Here is a 19345-nt window from a genome sequence, read left to right as displayed (position 1 = left end):
TAACGTCTGCGCAACCGTGGGCGTTCCATGGAAAAATAAACAAAATCAATGCGTTTTTGTGGAACGTTTCCGGGTTGCATGCGTTCGCGAGTCAAGCGGAGGCTGAGTGAAGCGGGATGTTGCCCGCTTCACATCTGCAAGGGTCGGTAGTCGCGCGCCGGGGTCAGTAGTCGCGTTCGAAATAGATGCCGATGCCGGTGTTGCCGTCTTCCCCCACGCTGCCCCGAACGGTGAACGACCGGCTGAGGTCGAGGTTGAGGTTGATCTGCGTCTGATTACCCGACCCTACGACGACTTCGGTATAGATGTTGTCCGATAGGTAACGACCCGCTTTCACGCCCGTATTGCCTTCCTCATCGGTCACCACATCGAAGTCATCCAGACCCACACTCTTGCGGAAGCGCCCCACAAGGCCATCTCCCCCGCTCCCTGCAAGGGTGGCGACGGCAGAGGCCAGTTGCGCGGCCTGCAGCGGCGAGATGGTGGAGAGGTCGCGCCCGAAGATGATCTGCGCCAGCACCTCCTCCTCCGGGAGGGACGGATTGGACGTGATGTTGATGTCGGGATCGTTGACCGGACCGGTGACGTTGATGATCGCGGTCAGGCCCCGGTTGGTATTGGTCTGTGCCGTGAGGTTGATGAAGGCATCGAAGTTCCCTTGCAGGAAGAAGCTGCCGCTCGTCAGGTCAAACCGGCGGTCCAGAAAGTCCAGCCGTCCCCGGATCAGCTCGAACTGCCCGGAGGGAACGATGTTCGCGGTCGTGCCGCCGACATGGATGGCGCCGCCAAGTTCCGCATCCAGCCCACGCCCGCGGATGAAGATGCGGCTGGGCGCGTTTATCGTCACATCGAGTGTGAAAATACCGCTCCCCCCCCCGGAGGAACCCGATTGGGTCTGGATGAGGTCAGCCCGCACCCGCGTGGCGCGCACTGCGGGGGGCTCCGCAATATGACGGATCGTGGGGATGGTGAACGTACCACCGAAGCTGGAGGGCACGCGCACATCCGTCTGCCCGAGGTTCATCGTGCCCGCGATCCTTGCCCCTCCCGTCAGCGGGCCGGTAATCGCGACCGATCCTGTGAGAGAGGTTGTGTAGAGCTGCGGATCCTGCAGCCGCGCCTCCCGCGCGCTGACCTGAAGATTGGCAGTAAAGGGCGCAGTCATGGCGATCGTTCCTGCGGCGCTCAGCGTACCGCCGCCCTCGACGCTGGTGGTCGCGTCTATCCGGGCGGTGCCGGAGGCAAGCGTCGCCCGCGCGGTGCCGCCGCTCAGCGCGATGTTCAGCGCCGGATCGACGATGCGCAGATTGCTGGCCGTCACCGTGCCGCCGAGAGCGTTGAGCCCGAGAGGGCCGTTCATCGTCAGGTCGAACCGCACCAGTCCCTGAGCGGAACGCGCGCCGAGGAACGGGTTAATCAACCCGAGCTGGGAGGAGCCGGTCAGCGCAAGATCGGAGCGGGAGAAGTCCCGCGCCATGGTTCCGGTCAGCCGGGTGTCGATCTGACCCGGACCCTGTGCCGCGAGGTTGAGGCGCAGCTGGTTCTCCGCATCGACGACAGTCCCCCGCAGGGTGACCGGCCCCGGGAAGCCGGGCACGAGGATGGCAAGGTTGTTCAGTCGCGCATCAACGGTCACGTTCCGCGCCTCGCCCTGAACCTCGCCGTTCACATTCGCCGAAAGCTGCGGGTTCTGGAAGGCGAAGCGGTCGATCTGCAGAAAGCCGTCAGGCCCACGCAGAACATTGAGGGCGAGCGTGCCGTCGCCCCTCAGAAGCGCGTTCACCTCCGGCTGGCCGCCGAGGGCGAGACCGGAGGCCCGGCTGTCGGCGGTGATGCGGATACCGCCCGGCTCGCTGAGAGCGCGGGCATCGGCCGTAAGCGCGCCGCGGAACCCACTGCCGAGCACACCCAGATCGGAGAAGCTGAACGCGGCCTGCAAGTCGGTGTCGTCGGGATCGTAGCGGCCACTCGCCGTGAGCTTGAGCGTCGTCGCATTCACCGCGAGCCGGTCGATGGTAATCCGCTCGCCATTCTGCACAGCGGCTAGGTCGATGCGGCTCTGCCCCCGAAGCAGGCCATCTGCCTGCTGCTGACCCACCCGCAGGTCCTGGCCGGAGACGTTCGTCTCAAGCCGGAGACCCTCCGGCGTATCATGAACCCGTGCCGTCGCCGTGCCCGCGCCGCCATATCCCTGGCCCAGAACGGAAAGGTCAGTGAATGCCCCGTCAAGCGACACATCGGTATTCCCGGGCGCATAACGCCCTGTCGCGGTGAGGTTCAGCGTCGTTGCATCGACAGTGGCCGTGTCGATGGTCAGCACATCGTCGTTATGCACACCGGCGAACCGGATGCGGCTTTGCCCGCGCAGCAGCCCGTCTGCCTGCGGCTGACCGACGCGGAGATCGTTGCCCGTCGCATCAAGCGTGAGCCGTAGCCCTTCGGCTACCTGCCAGGCGCGCCCGTCAACATCCACCGACCCGGAGAAGCCGGGCCCGAGCACGCGCGCATCGGCAAACCGCCCGCTGAGCTTCACATCCGTTGCATTGCTGGTGATGTTGCCGGAGGCCCGCAGGCTGAGAGACTGGGCGGTAAGCTGCGCATCGCGGATTTCCGTCCCGGTTTCATCCCGCTTGGCGGAAAGTGTGATGCGGGATTGCCCTGCGAGGAGCCGGTCGAGCTGCTCCTGCGCGGCCTTCAGGTCCGTTCCCGTCACGTCCGCCACGACATCGAACATGCCCGACAGCGGCTCGAAAGCGCCGCTGGCCTGCGTCTCCGCCCGGCCGGAAAGCGGACGGCCCGCCAGATCGGAGAAGCGGGAGATGTCATCGAGGCTCGCCGTCACCTTGCCGGATACCCGGAGCGCGGCGTTCAGCCCATTGAAGACCAGATCGGCAACGGCGGAATAATCCTCCCCCCGCACGTTCAGGACGGGCATCGTCACCACCCCATCGCCGGACTGCCAGACGAACACGGTCGTTCCCTCCACCCGCTGCCCCACGGCACGGGCGAGGGCGGGGTCGTCAAGGGAGATGCCATCCCCGCTGAACCGCAGGTTGGCGTCGAGCCGCGGCGCGTCCTGCGCCGTTTCCCGCATGACACCGCCGCCGCCTTCGAGCCGGAGGGTGGAGATCGTCATGTCCGGCCGCTTGAAGTCCCGGGCAGTCATATTGATCGTCCAGGTCTCGCTCACCGTATCGTCGTACGCGATGGCCAGATCGGCGCCCGAGAGCTCCGTCGGCGTGGCGATCGGCAGGACCACCGGCCCTTGCGCGTCGGCGGGAGGGTGTATGGAGCCTTTCACATCGACAAAGCTCGGCAATCCATCGGCCGCGATGCGGAGTTCGCCGTTCAGATCGATGGCCTCCGCCCGCAGAGTGAATTCCGGCACCGCCATGGAGCTGTCGGGCTGGCGCGTGGCATCCGCCGTGAGGGTCAGTTCCGGGCCGAAGAAGGCGCGGAACTGCTCGGGCAGCAAGGCCCGGATGTCACCGTTGAGGTTGAAGGTGAAATGCCGTGCGGCGCCCGCTGGCTGCCCCGGTCCCGCCTCCACTGCGCGCGCGGTGACCTGCCCTGTCAGACGGTCCTGATTGGCGGTGGCAAGGCGGATATCGGCGGCGAAATCGTCGATCGGGGCGTCGCCCTTGACAGACAGGGTGAGCGCGGGCGCGCCCGGCAGCCCCGCCAGAGTGGTGACGATGCCGCCCGGGCCCTCGTCAAGCTCCACATCCACGCTCAGGTGGCGGGTGGTGTTGGCATAGCTCCCCGCGATGTTGAACACGCCGCGCTGACCGTCCGTCCGTTCCAGCCGGAGCTGAAGCGCGCCTTCTCCTCCCGAGAGATTGGCCGAACCCGTCGCGCGGGAGACGTTGGCGATGCCGAACACCGGCTCACCGATGTCCAGCCGCTCGATGCGCAGGCTGTCGATGTTTATGGAAACCGGCAGTTCGGGGAGGGAGAACGGCTCCGCCTCCGGCGAGGGCGGCGCGGCTTCCGTCTGCGGCAGCCGGGACAGCACCACTTCGGCGGCGGAGAATTCCTGCACCTGAACGCGGCCTGTCAGCAGGGCGAGGCGGCTCCAGTTCAGCACCACGTCGCGGGCGGAGAACCACTGGCCCTGATCGTCGGAAATCGCCAGCTCTTCGATCCGCGCAGTGGAGGAAAGCGCGCCGGAAAAGCCGCGGATCGTGACCTGCCGCCCCGCACCGGACAGGCTGCTCTGCAACAGACTCTCCAGATAGGAAGCACCGTCTTCGTCCTGCGCGCGGACGGGGGCTGGCAGCCAGAAGGTCAGGAGGGCGATGAAAAGGATGAGAAACCGCATCAGAAGGCCTGCCCGATACCGACATAAAGTTGCACACCGTTGCCCGTATCCCCGCCGAGCGGGGCCCCGACGTCGAAACGGATAGGACCGATGCCCGTGTTGTAGCGCAGGCCGAGCCCGATACCGCCCTGCCAATCGCCGCTGTCGTCAAAGAACTTGTCGGCAGAGACATAGCCCGCGTCGTAGAAGGCGACGATGCCGATGCTCTCGGTCACGCGTGTGCGTACCTCACCCGAGAGGCCGAGGAAATTCCGTCCGCCGATGGTTGCGTCCCGCGAGAGGTAATCCGGGTTCGGCACGCCGAGTGACTGGAAGGGTTGGCCCCGGACCGTGCCCGCCCCGCCCGAGTAGAACAGGTATTCCCGCGGCGTTTCGGTAATGTCGGCGCCCAGAACGGAGCCTACCTGCACCCGGCCCGCCAGAACCACGCGCCTGCTTTCGCCGGGGCTCCAGAACGCGCGGCCATCGAGCCGGATCCGGCCACCGGAACCCGCGTTGTCGTTGATGCCGTAAAAGGGCCGCACCTCGCCCTCCAGAAAATAGCCGTTGGTGGCGTTCAGCTTGTCATCGCGCCGGTCATAGGTCGCGCCCGTCGGAAGCGACAGGATCTGCAGGTTCGTCGTCTCGCCGAATTCGCGAATACGATAGAAGCCGTATTCCAGCGCGATCCGCCCCGTCAGGTATTCGTTGAAATAGTGCTCCACCCCCGCGGTGATGGTGAAGCTGTCGCTCGTGTAATCCTGCTCGTCCGTGCGTTTGAGCTGCGTGCCGAGCTTCAGCGTCGTATCCGGGTCAAAGGTCGCGGGACGGGAGAAGAGAGCGCCGATGCTGTATTCCTGATCGTCGCCGCTTCCCAGACCCTGCCCCTGAAGATCGAACCGAAGGTTCTCCGCCCCTCCGAACAGGTTGCGGTGCATCCAGTAGCCGTTCAGGTTCACCCCGTCGGAGGAGGATACCTCGGCACCGAAGCCGAAGCGACGGGGCAGCGATTCAACAACCGTCGCGGTGATGTCCATGGTATTTCCCGGCCCGAGGCGGTCGGCCTCCTGCATCGCCACGGAGGAAAAGGCCCCGGCGCGACGCAGCCGGCGGGCGCTTTCGTCCAGATCGTCCGGACTGAACACCTCCCCCTCCGGAAGACCGGCAATGGCATGGACGCGCTCCGTCCGCACATTCTCGTTTCCGGCGACGATCAGCTTGCCAAAGCTCACGCGCGGCCCCGGCACCATGCCGATAGCGACGTTCAGAAGGTTCTGCCGGTGATCGGCCACGATATCCTGCTTGCCGGTGGCGACCTTGGCATAGCCCGCGTCACGCCATCCGGTCGTTGCTGCATCCACGCCTTGCTGGACCAGCGTGGAGCGTGCGCGCTCCCGCGGGCGCAGATCCGCGGGCAGGGTGGTGGAGGGGGTCAGCGGCGCGATGGAGACCTGACCGAACTGAAAGGTGGGGCCGGTATCGACGTTCACATCTATGCGACGGATGGCACGGGGCGCCTGCAACGTGGGGATATTGGCGGCCTCTCGCCCGTCCACGAGAATGTTGATGACCGGCGCGTAATATCCGCGCGAGTAGAGCGCGCCGATGAGACGCGCGTAATCGGCCCTGGCGGAGGCGATGAGTTCCTGCGGATCTCCCTGCCGGTTTTCCGCCGCAGCCGACAGCAGCGAAGCCCCCCGCAGAAGCGTCTCGAGATCATCGTCGCGACCACCGCGGATATTGAAGTGTATGCCGTCGCGCGACTGCTGGCGCTGTTCAGCGGGCTGGCTCTGCTGGGCGAGAAGCACGGCAGGCACGACGGAAACACCACATAGGACCGCCGTTGCACACAGCAGGGCGGCATGCCACTTCCCGTCGGTCCTGTCTGTCATCACTGCCCTGCCTTTGGTTTGTGTTTTTGACACAACCTAGCATGCAGCATTCCGTTCCCATTTCCAGCCGTCCGGGCACATTGCCTCAGACGGTGAGCCACCTGCGCAACTCCGGCTCCCGCGCGCCGCTCATCTCCACCTGTATCCCGTCCATCACCACCTCGCCCCTGTCCATGACATAGAAGCGGTCGGCCAGTTCGCGGGCAAAGTCGAAGAACTGCTCCACAAGCAGGATGGCCATGCCGGCTTCATCGCGCAGATAGCGGATGGCGCGGCCGATGTCCTTGATGATGGAGGGCTGGATGCCTTCCGTCGGCTCGTCCAGCACCAGAAGCTTCGGCCGCATCACCATTGCCCGGCCGATGGCAAGCTGCTGCTGCTGTCCGCCCGACAGGTCGCCGCCGCGGCGCGCCATCATCTCCCCGAGGACCGGGAACAGGGCGAAGACGTCGTCGGGTATAGCCTTCCGGCCCCGGGGCAGGGCGGCAAAGCCGGTCTCCAGATTTTCGCGCACGGTGAGCAACGGGAATATCTCCCGTCCCTGCGGAACATAGGCGATGCCGCGCTGGGCGCGCTCCACAGGGGAGAGGCGGGCGATCTCCGCCCCCTGCCATCGGATCGCGCCTGCGGTGATGCCATGCCGCCCGACGATGGCCCGCAGCAGGGAGGTCTTGCCGACGCCGTTCCGCCCGAGCACCGTCGTCACCTCCCCCTCCCGCGCGGCGACGGTGACGGATTTCAGCGCCTGCGCCGCGCCATAGGACAGGTTGATATGATCGACTTCCAGCATCTCAGCGTCCCAGATAGACTTCGATGACTTCGGGCATGGCGCTCACCGTTTCCAGACTGCCCTCCGCCAGAACGCTGCCTTGATGGAGAACCGTCACCTTGCAGTCGAGCGCGCGGACGAAGTCCATGTCATGCTCGACCACGATCACCGCACGTTCCCCGGCGATGGCGCGCAGCAGTTCAGCCGTTCGCATCGTTTCGGCATCGGTCATGCCCGCGGCGGGTTCGTCCACCAGCAGGAGTTGCGGATCCTGCGCGAGCAGCATGCCGATCTCCAGCCATTGCTTCTGCCCGTGCGACAGGTCGGCGGCGGGGCGGTGGCGGGCATCGCCAAGGCGCACGATCTCCAGCAGCTCCGCCACCCGCCGGGTCTCGGCGGAGGTGGTCTTGTGGAAGAGGCTCGCCAGAACCCCCCGGTCTCCCTTGATGGAGAGGCGGAGGTTGTCCTCCACCGTATGGCTTTCGAACACGGTGGGTTTCTGGAACTTTCGCCCGATCCCCAGTTGCGCGCAGTCGGCCTCGTCCAGTTTTGTGAGGTCGAGCTGCTGCTCCCAGAGCACCTTGCCCTCATCGGGGCGGGTCTTGCCGGTGATGATGTCCATCATCGTGGTCTTGCCCGCGCCGTTCGGGCCGATCACGGCGCGCAGCTCCCCCTTGTCCACCACTAGCGACAGGTTGTTGATCGCCTTGAAACCGTCGAAGGTCTTGGTGACGCTGTCGAGTTGCAACTGCTGAAGGGTGGCGCTGCCGGGAATGGCCGTGTGCACGGTCATGCCTCCACCTTCACCGGGTCGCTGGAGCGCTGACGCCGGAAGCGTTTCCCGGTGTCTTCGATCGCGCCCAGCACACCGTTCGGCAGGCCGATGGTCACAAGAATGAACATCGCGCCGAGGAAGAAGAGCCACGCATCCGGGAACCAGCTTGTCAGCAAGGTCTGTGCCAACGAGACGATGATCGCGCCGAGCGCAGCCCCCACCAGCGTGCCCCGACCGCCGAGCGCCACCCAGATCACGATGAGGATGGAGTTCGCGGCGGAGAATTCCGACGGGTTGATGATGCCGACCTGCGGCGTGTAGAGCGCGCCCGCCACCCCCGCCATCATGGCCGAAACGGTGAAGATGAAGAGCTTGTAATGCTCCACCCGGTAGCCGATGAACCGCGTCCTGCTTTCGGCATCCCGCACGCAGACCAGCACCTGGCCGAGACGCGACCGGGTGATCCAGCGCCCCAGCAGCAGCCCGCCGGCGAGCGCGAGGCCCGAGATCACCATGAGCGCCGCCCGCGTGCTGTCGGCCTGAATCGGGAAGCCGAGGATGTCCTTGAAATCGGTCAGCCCGTTGTTGCCGCCGAAGCCCATCTCGTTGCGGAAGAAGGCGAGCATCAGCGCATAGGTCATCGCCTGCGTGATGATCGACAGATAGACCCCCGTCACCCGGCTGCGGAAGGCGAACCAGCCGAAGACGAAGGCGAGCAATCCCGGGACGAACAGCACCATCAGCATGGCGAAGGGGAAGTGGTTGAAGCCCTGCCAGTACCACGGCAGGTCCTGCCAGTTCAGGAACACCATGAAATCGGGCAGTGTCGGATTGGCATAGACGCCGCGATCCCCGATCTGGCGCATCAGATACATGCCCATCGCATAGCCGCCGAGCGCGAAGAACGCCCCATGCCCGAGCGACAGGATCCCGCAGTAGCCCCAGACGAGATCCAGCGCCACGGCGAGCAGCGCGTAGCAGAAGTATTTGCCGATCAGCGCCACGATGTAGGAAGGAATGGGCCGCTGCTCCATCATCAGGTTGCCCACCGGCACCGCGACGATGACGATGAACAGCACGATGAGCGCGACGACAAGACGGCGGTTGAAAAAGGTGCCCTGCATTTCTCAGCCCTCCACGAACCGGCCCTTGACGGCGAACAGGCCGCGCGGACGCTTCTGGATGAACAGGATGATGAAGACGAGGATCAGGATCTTCGCCAGCACCGCCCCCGCGAAGGGTTCCAGGAACTTGTTGATGATGCCGAGCGAAAAGGCTGCCGCGAAGGTGCCCCAGACGTTGCCCGCACCGCCAAAGACGACGACCATGAAACTGTCCACGATATAGCCCTGCCCGAGATTGGGGCTGACGTTGTCGATCTGCGACAGGGCGACGCCCGCCAGCCCCGCGATGCCGGCGCCGAGGCCGAAGGTCAGCGCGTCCACCCGCCCGGTACGGATGCCCATGTTCGCGGCCATCGGACGGTTCTGCGTGACGGCGCGCATCTGGAGACCGATGGCCGTGCGCTTGAGCACCACCGGAAGGGTTGCAAAGACCACGAGAGCAAAGACGATGATCCACAGCCGGTTCCAGGTGATGGTCATCTGACCGATCTGGAACGCGCCCGACATCCAGGAGGGGTTGCCCACCTCCCGGTTGTTCGGGCCGAAGAACGACCGCACGGCCTGTTGCAGGATCAGGCTGACACCCCAGGTGGCCAGCAGCGTCTCCAGCGGGCGACCGTAGAGGTGGCGCACGATCCCCCGCTCGATCAGCACCCCGACCCCGCCCGCCACGGCAAAGGCCAGCGGCAGGGCGATCAGCAGCGACCAGTCGAACAGCCAGGGCGCATGGGCCCGGATCATGTCCTGCACCACAAATGTCGTATAGGCGCCGAGCATCACCAGCTCCCCATGCGCCATGTTGATGACGCCCATCACCCCGAAGGTGATGGCCAGCCCCACCGCTGCCAGCAGCAGCACGGAGCCGAGGGACAGGCCGAACCACACGTTCTGCACGGTGTTCCAGAAGGCGCGCGACCTTTCGATCTCGGCGATCGCGTTCCCGGCGGCGGCGGCGATGGCAGGTTCGGGGGAGGCGAGCAGGGGGGTCAGCAGCGAGAGCGCGGACTGATCGCGGAGATCGCCGATGAGGGCCACGGCCTTCTCCTTCTCGACCACCGGCCTGTCGGAGGTCAGCACCGCCGCCGCATGGGCGAGGGCTAGCCGCGCGCCGATCGCCGCGTCGGTCTCCGCTGCCATCGCGGCCTCGAGTGCGGAAAGCTGCTCCGGGTCCGGGGCGCGGAAGGCGGCCTCTGCGGCAGAAAGGCGTTTGGCCGGGTCGGGATCGCGCAGCGTCAGCACGCCGAGCGCCGCGCGGATGTCGCGCCGCAGGGAGTTGTTGACCTTCACCTTCTCCGCATTGCGGCCGGGGTCCGGGATTGCCTCACCCGTCAGCGCCACGCGGGCCTCGCGGCCTTTCACGATCACCACGGTGCCATCGGATTTCAGCGCGGCCAGATCGCCGTCCACGAGAGCGTTCAGCACATCGACAGCGCGCGGATCGCCGGTGGCGGCAAGCGCGGTCACCACGCGGGCGCGGTCGCTGAAACTGCCGGCGGGCAGCTGGGTCACCAGCTCATCCACGCTCTGCGCGGCGGCCATTCCTGCAAGGGTGATGCCGAGGGCGGCAAGAAGAAGGCGGAAGAAGGTCATGCACCTGTCCCGGAAATACATGCGGCGCGCGGAAAGGCGCGCGCCGCGAAGGACGGATCAGTTGGAGCCGCCGCAGGTCTTGGTCTGGGTGTTGAAGTTCCCGCAGGAGAGCGGCGCCCGCCAGTCGGAGATCAGCGGCTTCGACTCCGGCAGGAAGTCCGACCATTCGTCGCCCAGCACGAGGCCCGAGGTTTCCCATACCACGTCGAACTGGCCGTCCGCCTGAATCTCGCCGACAAGCACCGGCTTGGTGATGTGGTGGTTCGGCCCCATGGAGGCATAGCCGCCCGTCAGGTTCGGCACGGCAACGCCGATGATGGAATCGATCACCGCATCCGGCGTGGTGGTGCCCGCGGCCTCCACGGCCTTCACCCACATGTTGAAGCCGATGTAATGGGCTTCCATCGGGTCGTTCGTGACCCGCTTGTCATCCTTGATGAACTTGTGCCAGCCGTCGATGAAGGCGGCATTCTCCGGCGTATCGACCGACATGAAGTAGTTCCAGGCGGCCAGGTGGCCGACCAGCGGCGCGGTGTCGAGACCCGCCAGTTCCTCTTCGCCCACGGAGAAGGCGACGACGGGGATGTCTTCCGCCTTGATGCCCTGGTTTCCGAGTTCCTTGTAGAACGGCACGTTGGCATCGCCGTTGATGGTGGAGACGACCGCGGTCTTCTTGCCGGTCGAGCCGAACTTCTTGATGTCGGAGACGATGGTCTGCCAGTCGGAATGGCCGAAGGGCGTGTAGTTGATCATGATGTCCTCGGCCGCGACACCCTTGTCCTTCAGGTATTGCTCGAGGATCTTGTTGGTCGTGCGGGGATAGACGTAGTCGGTGCCGGCCAGCACCCAGCGCTCCACGCCCTCGTTCTCCATCAGGTAATCGACGGCTGGGATCGCCTGCTGATTCGGTGCAGCGCCGGTGTAGAACACGTTCCGCTGGCTTTCCTCGCCCTCATACTGGACGGGGTAGAAGAGCAGGCCGTTCAGTTCCTCGAAGACCGGCAGCACGGATTTGCGGCAGACGGAGGTCCAGCAGCCGAACACGGCGGCGACCTTGTCCGTCTCCAGCAGCTGTCGCGCCTTCTCTGCCGCGAGCGGCCAGTTGGAGGCGATGTCCACGACCACCGGCTCCAGCTTCTTGCCCAGCAAGCCGCCTTTCTCGTTCTGCTCCTCGATCAGCATGAGCATGACGTCTTTCAGCGTCGTCTCCGAGATCGCCATCGTGCCGGAAAGCGAATGCAGGATGCCGACCTTGATCGTATCGTCCTGGGCGCGAGCAGGCGCACCGAAGGCGGCGGCCAGCACTGCTGCCGCCAGAAGGGATTGTCCCAATTTCATTCTGTCCAATACTCCCGGTGGATGGCGGCAGTCCGCCCGACGCGCCGCAAGCGACCGCCGTTCGTCTCCCCCCGTTGTTGTTGTCCCGCGGTCTGCCGCGGCGGGCGCGGCGCTCCCCGTACCCGCGTTCCGGCGGGATGACGGAGGCTTGCCACGCTGCCGACAGCGGGCAAAGGATTCTGGGCAGGACGAACGATGGCCCGGCCGGGATGCCCAATTATTGAGCGTCCCCGTGCGGGTAAAGCACGCAATATGTGCATGAAGCAATTTTCTTCGGCAAAGTGGGGTCTTCGCGCAAGCATCTCCCAACGGCGTTCACGGGAAGATCACGGCGGATCAAAAAACACGCAGGAGGCAGGTTGACGCAGGGCGGCGTTTTGCTACGTGTTTCGGCAGCGCCAGAGGGGAGGCCCTCGGCGCGGAAACCGGTACCGGGCCCCTCTGGCGAGAGTTCATCGGCGCTCTCGCGATGTCGGTGCCGCTGTGGAAACAGCCGGCGGAACTATGGACACATGAACAACGCGACCAACGGTCGTGCAGGAGCGGGCCGGACCCGTGCTTGCGCGTTTGGCCACGGGGGGCTGCGCGGATGAGCGGGGCAACCAGAACGAGCACGCTTTCCTATTTCAAATGGGCCTTCGTCGTTACTGCATTCGGCCTCGCGCTGGGCGCATGGCTGGGCTGGCAGACGACCGGGACGGTGCAGGGGATGCTGTCGGTCTTCTTCATCTGCTGCGTGCTGGCGGTGCTGGAGATCTCGCTCTCCTTCGACAATGCCATCGTGAACGCGAACAAGCTGAAGGACATGACCCCGGAGTGGCAGCACCGCTTCCTGACCTGGGGTATCCTCATCGCGGTGTTCGGGATGCGGATCGTGTTCCCGCTACTGATCGTGGTCATCGCGGCGAATGTCGGACCGTGGCAGGCGATCATCATGGCGGCGAGCCAGCCCGAAGAATATTCCCGCATCATGCAGGATGCCCACCTGCCCATTGCGGCCTTCGGCGGGACTTTCCTGATGATGGTCGGCCTCACCTTCTTCTTCAACCATGAGAAGGACGTGCACTGGGTCAGGTGGGTGGAGGAGAAGGCCGCGCGGTATTCCTCCGTCAAGGGGATCGAGATCGCGGTCGTGCTCGTCATCATGCTGGCCTTCTCCCGCATCATCCAGTCCGATCCCGACCTCGGCCCCGCGGCGGCGAACACCTTCTTCCACGCGGCGGTCTGGGGTCTTCTGACCTTCCTGCTGGTGGAAGTGGTCGGCGGCGTGCTGGACAAGCGCGAGGAGACAATGTCCGCCGCTGCAAAGGGCGGGCTGGGCGCGTTCATCTATCTGGAGGTGCTGGACGCGAGCTTCTCCTTTGACGGGGTGATCGGGGCTTTCGCGCTCACCAACAACCTGTTCGTCATCGCCATCGGTCTGGGCATCGGGGCGATGTATGTCCGCTCCATGACCATCATGCTGGTGGAGAAGGGGACGCTCGCGCATTTCCGCTATCTGGAGCACGGGGCGTTCTACGCGATCCTGATCCTGTCGGTGATCATGTATGTGCAGGCGCTCGTGCATATCCCGGAGGTCATCACCGGGCTTGGGGGCGCGGCGCTGATCGGTGTCTCGCTATGGTCCTCGATCCTCTACAACCGGCGTCATCCCGAACATTCGGACGTCGCGCCCTCCGGCCCGCAGGGCGACACGCTGTAGAACCGGAAAGGGCGGCCACCCTGGCCGCCCTTCGATCTTCCAGTTCCAGTCTTCCAGTTCCAGTCTTCCAGTCGCGGTTTTTAAGCCCCGGTCTTCAGTCCCGGTCATTCAGTCGCGGTTGAAGACGCGTACCGGATGCAGCTCCCCGCTCCGGTAGGTGCCGACCGCAATCGCCTGCCCCTCGAAGGAGGCCCATGCCTCCTCGCCATATTCCACATCGGAGGAGGGCAGGACGATGCCGGGATTGCCGTTGCGGAGCCGCGCTGCGCCCTCGGGCGTTGCACGCAATTCCGGCAGATCCTCCAGCCCGTCTTCCAGCGGCAGGACGAGAGCATCCAGTTCGGGTTTCCGCGCCAGCTCCTCGATCCGTTCCATGGTGACGCCCTTTTCGGCCTCGAAGGGGCCGGACCAGACGCGGCGCAGCCATTCGACATGGCCATAACAGCCCAGAGCCTGCCCCAGATCCCGCGCGATGGACCGGACATAGCCGCCCTTGCCGCAGACCATCTCCAGCTCCACGTGATCCGCGTCGGGCCGGAGCATGACCTCCAGGCTCTCGACCCAGAGCAGGCGGGGGGCAAGCTCCATTTCCTCCCCCTCGCGCGCTAGGGCATAGGCGCGCTCACCATCCACCTTCACGGCGGAAAACTGCGGCGGCACCTGCATGATCTCTCCCCTGAAGGCGGGGAGCGCGGCGGCGATATCGGCATCCGTAGGGCGCTTGGCGGAGGTCGCTATGACCTCCCCCTCCGCGTCATCGGTGTTCGTCGCGGTGCCGAGGCGGACGGAGAACCGGTAGCATTTTAGCGCATCGGTGACATAGGGCACCGTCTTGGTCGCCTCTCCGAGTGCGATGGCGAGAACCCCTGTCGCCGCCGGATCGAGCGTGCCTGCATGGCCAGCCTTCTTTGCGTCAAGCGCCCAGCGGACCTTGTTGACCACCGCGGTGGAGGTGATGCCCGCAGGCTTGTCCACCACGAGCCAACCCGAAATGTTGCGTCCCTTGCGCCGTGCCAAGCTCCGCTCCTTCCCTGTTCCCGAAAGCGGGCTAGCTAGCGCCCGCAGGCCGGGCCGTCAATCGGCGGCGTTCTCCGGCACGGCCAGTCCGACGATCGGGCCCATCGGAAAACCGAAGTCGTTGCGCCGGAGCGCCGGGGCATAGAGCCGGGAGATCTTGCCGTCCAGATAAAGCGCGTTCGGCGTGTTCAGCCCGTCACGGAACAGCCGGCCGAACTCGTAAAAGGTCACGGGCCGGTCGGAGATGGCGAACACCGCTGTCCCATCCTGCCGGATACCCACGCCATTGCGGATGAAGCGGGAGTCGCTGTCGGGCAGGAAGCGGGGATGCAGCTCGCCGTCGATCACCAGCATGGGACCGGACTGAGTGGCAAAGCGGCAGGGCAGGGGATGGCGGGCGAAAGCCCGGCTTTCGACGACGGCGTAACCGCTCTCCCCGATACAGAAGACGCCGTTCGGCAACATGCCAAAATTGCCCTTGCTCGCACCGGTGACGATGGCGTTGTGCTCGACCCCGCCCGTCACAAGCAGGCCGACCGGACCGCGGTCGGCGTGATACATGCCGCCGTTCATGGCGAAGCCGAGGCGCCGCCCCTCCGCCCGCAGGTCATTGTCGATCCGCCGGAAGGAGCCGTAGAGACTGCCCGAGTCATCGCTGTGCCACACGCGGATGTCCGCACCCTTCGGTACAGGGCACAAGACATACCCCTCGCCCTCGAACGTCATCCGCTCGCAGGGCGGGGCCGCCGCGGGGGCGGCGACGGGGATAAGGCTCATCAGGGCGGCGAGAAAGAGCAGGACGGGGGCGAACGGCCCCTCAATCCTGCCTGTCATCGCCCCGGTCATCGTCCCTGTCTTCGTCCTCGTCAGTCTCCAGATCGCGGCGCACGTCATCGCGGGCGAAAAGGCGGCGGGTCTCGTCCATCCGGTCGAATGTCTCGTCCAGCGCGAACCGCAGCTCGGGCGCGAATTTCAGCGACAGGCCGGACGCGACGAGGCGGCGAAGCTCATGCCGGTTGCGGCGGAGCGCGGCCAGAGCCTCCTCCTGTCCCGCGCCGCCCAGCGGCATGACATAGGCCGTCGCCACATGCAGGTCGGGGGAGGTGCTGACCTCCGCCACGGTGATCGACATGCGGGACAGGTCCGGGTCATGGATGTCGCCGCGCGCCAGCACCTCCGACAAGGTGCGGCGGATCAGCTCGCCCACGCGGAGCTGGCGTTGCGAGGGGCCGGAGCCCCTGTGTGAATCCCGAGGAGTGCGCTTCTGTGCCATGATCCACCATCTAGGTCATGCGGGAGCCGCCCGCAATGCGCCGGTTTGCCAAGTTCGCCCGTGCCGGTTAGGGAGGGGCAAACGGAGGGCGTGATGACGGAACTCGAAGCAGGCGAAACCCGGCCCGGCGTGGTCGTCACGGGGGTATCGGGGCGGATGGGGCGGACGCTCGCCGCCTTGGTGCTCGACAGCCCGGAGTTGCGGCTCGTCGGTTGTCTGGAGCGGTCCGGCGGTGCTGGTGTGGGCGAGGATGTCGGCCGTCTGCTGGGCCGCGATCCGGTAGGCGTGCTTGTGGAGGACGACCCGCTGCCCGCATTCGCCCGCGCGCAGGCGGTGATCGACTTCACCTCTCCCGCCGCGACGGTGGAATTCGCGGCGCTGGCCGCGCAGGCGCGTGCCGTCCATGTCATCGGGACCACCGGTCTGGAGGCGGGTGATCTTGCCAGGATCGCCGCCGCCGCGCGCCATGCGACGATCATCCGCGCAGGCAACATGAGCCTCGGGGTGAACCTGCTACTCGGCCTGACCCGCAAGGTGGCGCAGGCGCTGGGGCCGGAGTTCGACATCGAGATCGTGGAGATGCACCACCGCCACAAGGTCGATGCGCCCTCCGGCACCGCGCTGATGCTGGGGGAAGCGGCGGCGGAGGGGCGCGGCGTGGCGCTCCCCGATGTGTCCGACCGGGGGCGCGATGGAATCACCGGGCCGAGGGAGCCGGGCCATATCGGGTTTTCCGCCGTCCGGGGCGGGGATGTCGTGGGCGAGCATGACGTGATCTTTGCCGGTCCGGGGGAGCGGCTGATTCTGCGCCATGTCGCCACGGACCGCGCGATCTTCGCGCGGGGTGCGCTCCGCGCGGCGCTCTGGGGGCAGGGGAAAGCGCCCGGCGAATACACGATGGCCGACATTCTCGGACTCTAGCGCTTCAGGAGTTCTTCCACCCACGGGGGCACGATCTCGGTGGCGCGGCCCTGCCGCGTCTCGTCGAAGTCCGAGTGGATGGCCGAGGCTTCGAGGTTGAGTTCGATCGTATGGGCCCCGGCGCGGCCTGCATCCTGGACGAAGGCCGCCGCCGGATAGACATTGCCGGACGTGCCTATGGCGACAAAGATCTCGGCCTTTCGGAGCGCCGTCCAGATCTCCTCCATGTGATAGGGGTATTCCCCGAACCATACGATATCCGGGCGTCCCGCCGGAGCACCGCAGGCGGGACAGACCTCCTCCACCGCCATGACCGCAGGTGCTGGCCAGCGATGGCCGCAGGCCGCGCAGAGCGCGCCTTCCAGCGATCCGTGCATATGCAGCACATTCCGTGATCCCGCGCGTTCATGCAGGGTATCGACATTCTGTGTGACGATCATCACCTCTCCCGGCAGCATCGTCTCCAGCCGTGCGAGCGCTGCATGGGCGAGATTGGGCACCGCCGCACGGGACGTGCGGCGGCGGTCGTTATAGAAGTCCTGCACGAGACGTGGGTCGCGGGTGAAGGCTTCGGGCGTCGCCACATCCTCGATGCGATGATCTTCCCAAAGACCATCTGAATCGCGAAAGGTTCTGAGCCCGCTTTCGGCAGAGATTCCGGCTCCCGTCAGGATGACGATACGCATTTTTACGCTCCTGTCGCCTATAGTTATAAATAATTATGCGTCCAGCCTGTATTTCACTTTATGGTTAACACGGACGTGCTAGTCTGATGCACGGTCATCGTACTTTGTATTATCGGAGTTTTATAAAATGACCCGCGCTTCCATTTTTGCGACTACCGCCACTCTCGTTCTACTGTCTCCCCTTGCGGTCAACGCGGCTGTCATCCGCGTGACTGAGGATAACTTCACGGCAGCAGCCGGAAAGCTTACCTTTTCCGAATTCGCTGTCGGGACGGAAAATCCGGTATACGCCCCCGCCGACTATGGCGGTGGTGCGGATTCTCCCACGGTCTATACCGGTGGATACTTCACTGGCCAGTCGATCAGCCCCGACCCTGGCACCGACTGCCCCGGCGCTTCGCCCACCGGATGCGTCATCGGCTCCCCTACGGGACCGCTGTCGCTCGACGCCTCCGCCCCGCCCGCGTTCATCACGACGGACGGCGCTTTCCCCACCTCTCCGACCCTGAGCGGCACACCCCGCTTCAACGGGCCGGTCGCCCTCCTCTTCAGCGAGGATCAGACCGGCGTGGGCTTTGAGGCAGGTTATTTCGATGCCGTAGGCAGCACAGGTATCACCGCCTTCGCGCGTGACGGCTCCATCCTTGGAACCGTCGTGAACACCACGACCGGGATCGAGTTCCTCGGCCTCGTTACAGACGACCTGAAACCGGCGATCGCCGGGGTGTTCCTCGACCTCGTCGGAAATGAACCGGCGGGCTACAATATCGACAATGTGCGCTTTGGTGTGGGTGATGAAATCATCCCGCCGATCTCGCCGGTGCCGCTGCCGGCGGCGCTGCCGCTGTCCCTTGCGGGGCTTGGGGCCATCGCCCTCTTCCGGCGCCGCAAGGACGCCTGAACATCGTATGAATTGTGGCAAGGGCGTCCTCCGGGGCGCCCTTTCGCTTTTCGCGTCTTGTGCGGTGACGGGTTGCGTGCTGCAGTGCCGGAATACAACCGGAGGGCGTTCATGCCGGTCAAGCGCATCCTTTTCGTGTGTCACGGCAACCTCTGCCGCTCTCCCATGGCGGAGGGCGTCCTTCGGCGGATCGCCGGAGAGGCAGGGCTGGCGGTGGTGGTGGACAGCGCGGGGACCGGTGTATGGACAGCGGGCGCATCGCCCGACTTGCGGGCCTTCGAAGCGGCGGAGGCGCGGGGCTACAGCCTTGAAGGCATCCGGTCCCGCAGGCTTTCCGCGGCAGATTTCTCTGCCTTCGATCATGTGATCGCGATGGACAGGGCCAATCTCGCCGTCGTCCGGCGTCTGGCGCCCGCGGAGTCACGGGCGGACACCGGCCTGCTGCTCAGACATGCCGGGCGATGTCTCCGCGTGCAGATCCCCGACCCCTACACCGATGGCCGCTTCGAGCACGCGCTCGATCTCATCGAGCACGGGTGTCGGGGTCTGGTGGCCACGCTTCAGCGCAAGGCGGCGGATCAGCGCGAGCAGTATGTTTCCGCGGCGCTGCCGAAGTTGCGGTAGCGCGTCCAGAATTCGTTGTCGGACGTCTTCTTGGACACGCGCACTTCCTGTGCTTCGTTCGGATCCTTGAAGAACCGGGCTGCGCGGCGCTGATCGGAGCCGGAGAGGGTCATGTCGGCAACCTGCTGGATGCAGTTGCACATGGCACCCGCGCGTGCGCCGCGGTCGGAGCCCAGACAGGCGTTTTCTATCGTCCCGCGCGCTTCTGCTCCGGTCGCAAGGGAAAGACCGGAGACGGCCATGCCGATGGCCAGAATCACGTATTTCATGCTGCTGTCCTCGTTCGCCTTTGGGGTGGCGTTGTCTCGCCCCCCGGATTTGTTGATCCGATGACGCTAGCACGGCCCGACCGTTTTCGCCACCTTTCCGCGCATCCCGACATGCAGTGGAGCAGCGGCGCTCCGCCACCAGATCGGGCCTGCCGCGCGGGTTC

16 protein-coding genes are annotated in these 19345 nt (G+C 65.5%); 4 read left to right on the top strand and 12 right to left on the bottom strand.

Features of this window, described 5'->3' with window-relative positions:
* Positions 1-163: 163 nt before the first annotated feature.
* From RT513_RS02140 to urtA, 7 genes are all read right to left on the bottom strand, one after another.
* Entirely contained in the window at positions 164-4321 is a 4158-nt protein-coding gene (locus RT513_RS02140) for a translocation/assembly module TamB domain-containing protein (RefSeq protein ID WP_290689779.1), read from the bottom strand.
* The gene (locus RT513_RS02135; RefSeq protein ID WP_088216241.1) at positions 4321-6192 is read right to left on the bottom strand and encodes an autotransporter assembly complex protein TamA; all 1872 of its coding nucleotides are present in this window, start codon (positions 6190-6192) and stop codon (positions 4321-4323) included. Before RT513_RS02135 ends, RT513_RS02140 begins: the two co-directional genes overlap by 1 nt.
* A gap of 85 nt (positions 6193-6277) precedes the next feature.
* Complete coding sequence (gene urtE / locus RT513_RS02130) at positions 6278-6982, bottom strand: urea ABC transporter ATP-binding subunit UrtE (protein ID WP_088216240.1); 705 nt, start codon at positions 6980-6982, stop codon at positions 6278-6280.
* A gap of 1 nt (position 6983) precedes the next feature.
* Positions 6984-7754, bottom strand: coding sequence for an urea ABC transporter ATP-binding protein UrtD (gene urtD, locus RT513_RS02125; RefSeq protein WP_290689776.1), 771 nt, complete (start codon positions 7752-7754; stop codon positions 6984-6986).
* Positions 7751-8860, bottom strand: coding sequence for an urea ABC transporter permease subunit UrtC (urtC, locus tag RT513_RS02120; RefSeq protein ID WP_290689775.1), 1110 nt, complete (start codon positions 8858-8860; stop codon positions 7751-7753). Before urtC ends, urtD begins: the two co-directional genes overlap by 4 nt.
* Before the next feature lie 3 nt (positions 8861-8863).
* Positions 8864-10450, bottom strand: a complete 1587-nt coding sequence (gene urtB, locus RT513_RS02115) for an urea ABC transporter permease subunit UrtB (protein ID WP_290689774.1) — start codon at positions 10448-10450, stop codon at positions 8864-8866.
* A 57-nt stretch (positions 10451-10507) separates the two neighbouring features.
* A complete protein-coding gene (gene urtA / locus RT513_RS02110) occupies positions 10508-11788 on the bottom strand; it encodes an urea ABC transporter substrate-binding protein (RefSeq protein WP_290689773.1) in 1281 nt (426 codons plus the stop codon).
* Between the two features lie 589 nt (positions 11789-12377).
* Between urtA and RT513_RS02105 the strand changes: the two genes are divergently transcribed.
* A complete protein-coding gene (locus RT513_RS02105; RefSeq protein WP_290689772.1) occupies positions 12378-13490 on the top strand; it encodes a DUF475 domain-containing protein in 1113 nt (370 codons plus the stop codon).
* Between the two features lie 108 nt (positions 13491-13598).
* On the opposite strand, the gene truB is transcribed toward RT513_RS02105, so the two are convergent.
* The 3 genes from truB to rbfA are packed head-to-tail and all read right to left on the bottom strand — an operon-like array spanning position 13599 to position 15780.
* Positions 13599-14507, bottom strand: coding sequence for a tRNA pseudouridine(55) synthase TruB (gene truB / locus RT513_RS02100; RefSeq protein WP_290689771.1), 909 nt, complete (start codon positions 14505-14507; stop codon positions 13599-13601).
* A 57-nt stretch (positions 14508-14564) separates the two neighbouring features.
* Positions 14565-15341, bottom strand: a complete 777-nt coding sequence (locus RT513_RS02095) for a phosphodiester glycosidase family protein (protein WP_290689769.1) — start codon at positions 15339-15341, stop codon at positions 14565-14567.
* Positions 15325-15780 (bottom strand): 30S ribosome-binding factor RbfA, encoded by a 456-nt coding sequence (gene rbfA / locus RT513_RS02090; RefSeq protein WP_290689767.1) that lies wholly within the window; start codon positions 15778-15780, stop codon positions 15325-15327. Before rbfA ends, RT513_RS02095 begins: the two co-directional genes overlap by 17 nt.
* A gap of 93 nt (positions 15781-15873) precedes the next feature.
* Here rbfA and dapB point away from each other — a divergent pair, with 93 nt between their 5' ends.
* The gene (gene dapB / locus RT513_RS02085; RefSeq protein ID WP_290689766.1) at positions 15874-16701 is read left to right on the top strand and encodes a 4-hydroxy-tetrahydrodipicolinate reductase; all 828 of its coding nucleotides are present in this window, start codon (positions 15874-15876) and stop codon (positions 16699-16701) included.
* On the opposite strand, the gene RT513_RS02080 is transcribed toward dapB, so the two are convergent.
* A complete protein-coding gene (locus RT513_RS02080; RefSeq protein ID WP_088216231.1) occupies positions 16698-17387 on the bottom strand; it encodes an NAD-dependent deacylase in 690 nt (229 codons plus the stop codon). The two genes, dapB and RT513_RS02080, sit on opposite strands and share 4 nt — an antisense overlap.
* A 127-nt stretch (positions 17388-17514) precedes the next feature.
* Between RT513_RS02080 and RT513_RS02075 the strand changes: the two genes are divergently transcribed.
* Both RT513_RS02075 and RT513_RS02070 read left to right on the top strand, forming a co-directional pair.
* A complete protein-coding gene (locus RT513_RS02075; RefSeq protein ID WP_290689765.1) occupies positions 17515-18288 on the top strand; it encodes a VPLPA-CTERM sorting domain-containing protein in 774 nt (257 codons plus the stop codon).
* A 111-nt stretch (positions 18289-18399) separates the two neighbouring features.
* Positions 18400-18912: a low molecular weight protein-tyrosine-phosphatase gene (locus RT513_RS02070; protein WP_290689764.1), complete on the top strand. Its 513-nt coding sequence runs from the start codon at positions 18400-18402 to the stop codon at positions 18910-18912.
* Here the strand turns inward: RT513_RS02070 and RT513_RS02065 are convergent.
* Complete coding sequence (locus RT513_RS02065; protein WP_088216228.1) at positions 18867-19181, bottom strand: hypothetical protein; 315 nt, start codon at positions 19179-19181, stop codon at positions 18867-18869. The two genes, RT513_RS02070 and RT513_RS02065, sit on opposite strands and share 46 nt — an antisense overlap.
* Positions 19182-19345: the final 164 nt, after the last annotated feature.

The organism is Haematobacter sp. (assembly GCF_032102465.1).
In the GTDB taxonomy this organism is placed as follows: Bacteria; Pseudomonadota; Alphaproteobacteria; order Rhodobacterales; family Rhodobacteraceae; genus Haematobacter.
Note: the sequence above shows the minus strand (reverse complement) of the source record. Positions and strands in the feature narration are given on the sequence as shown.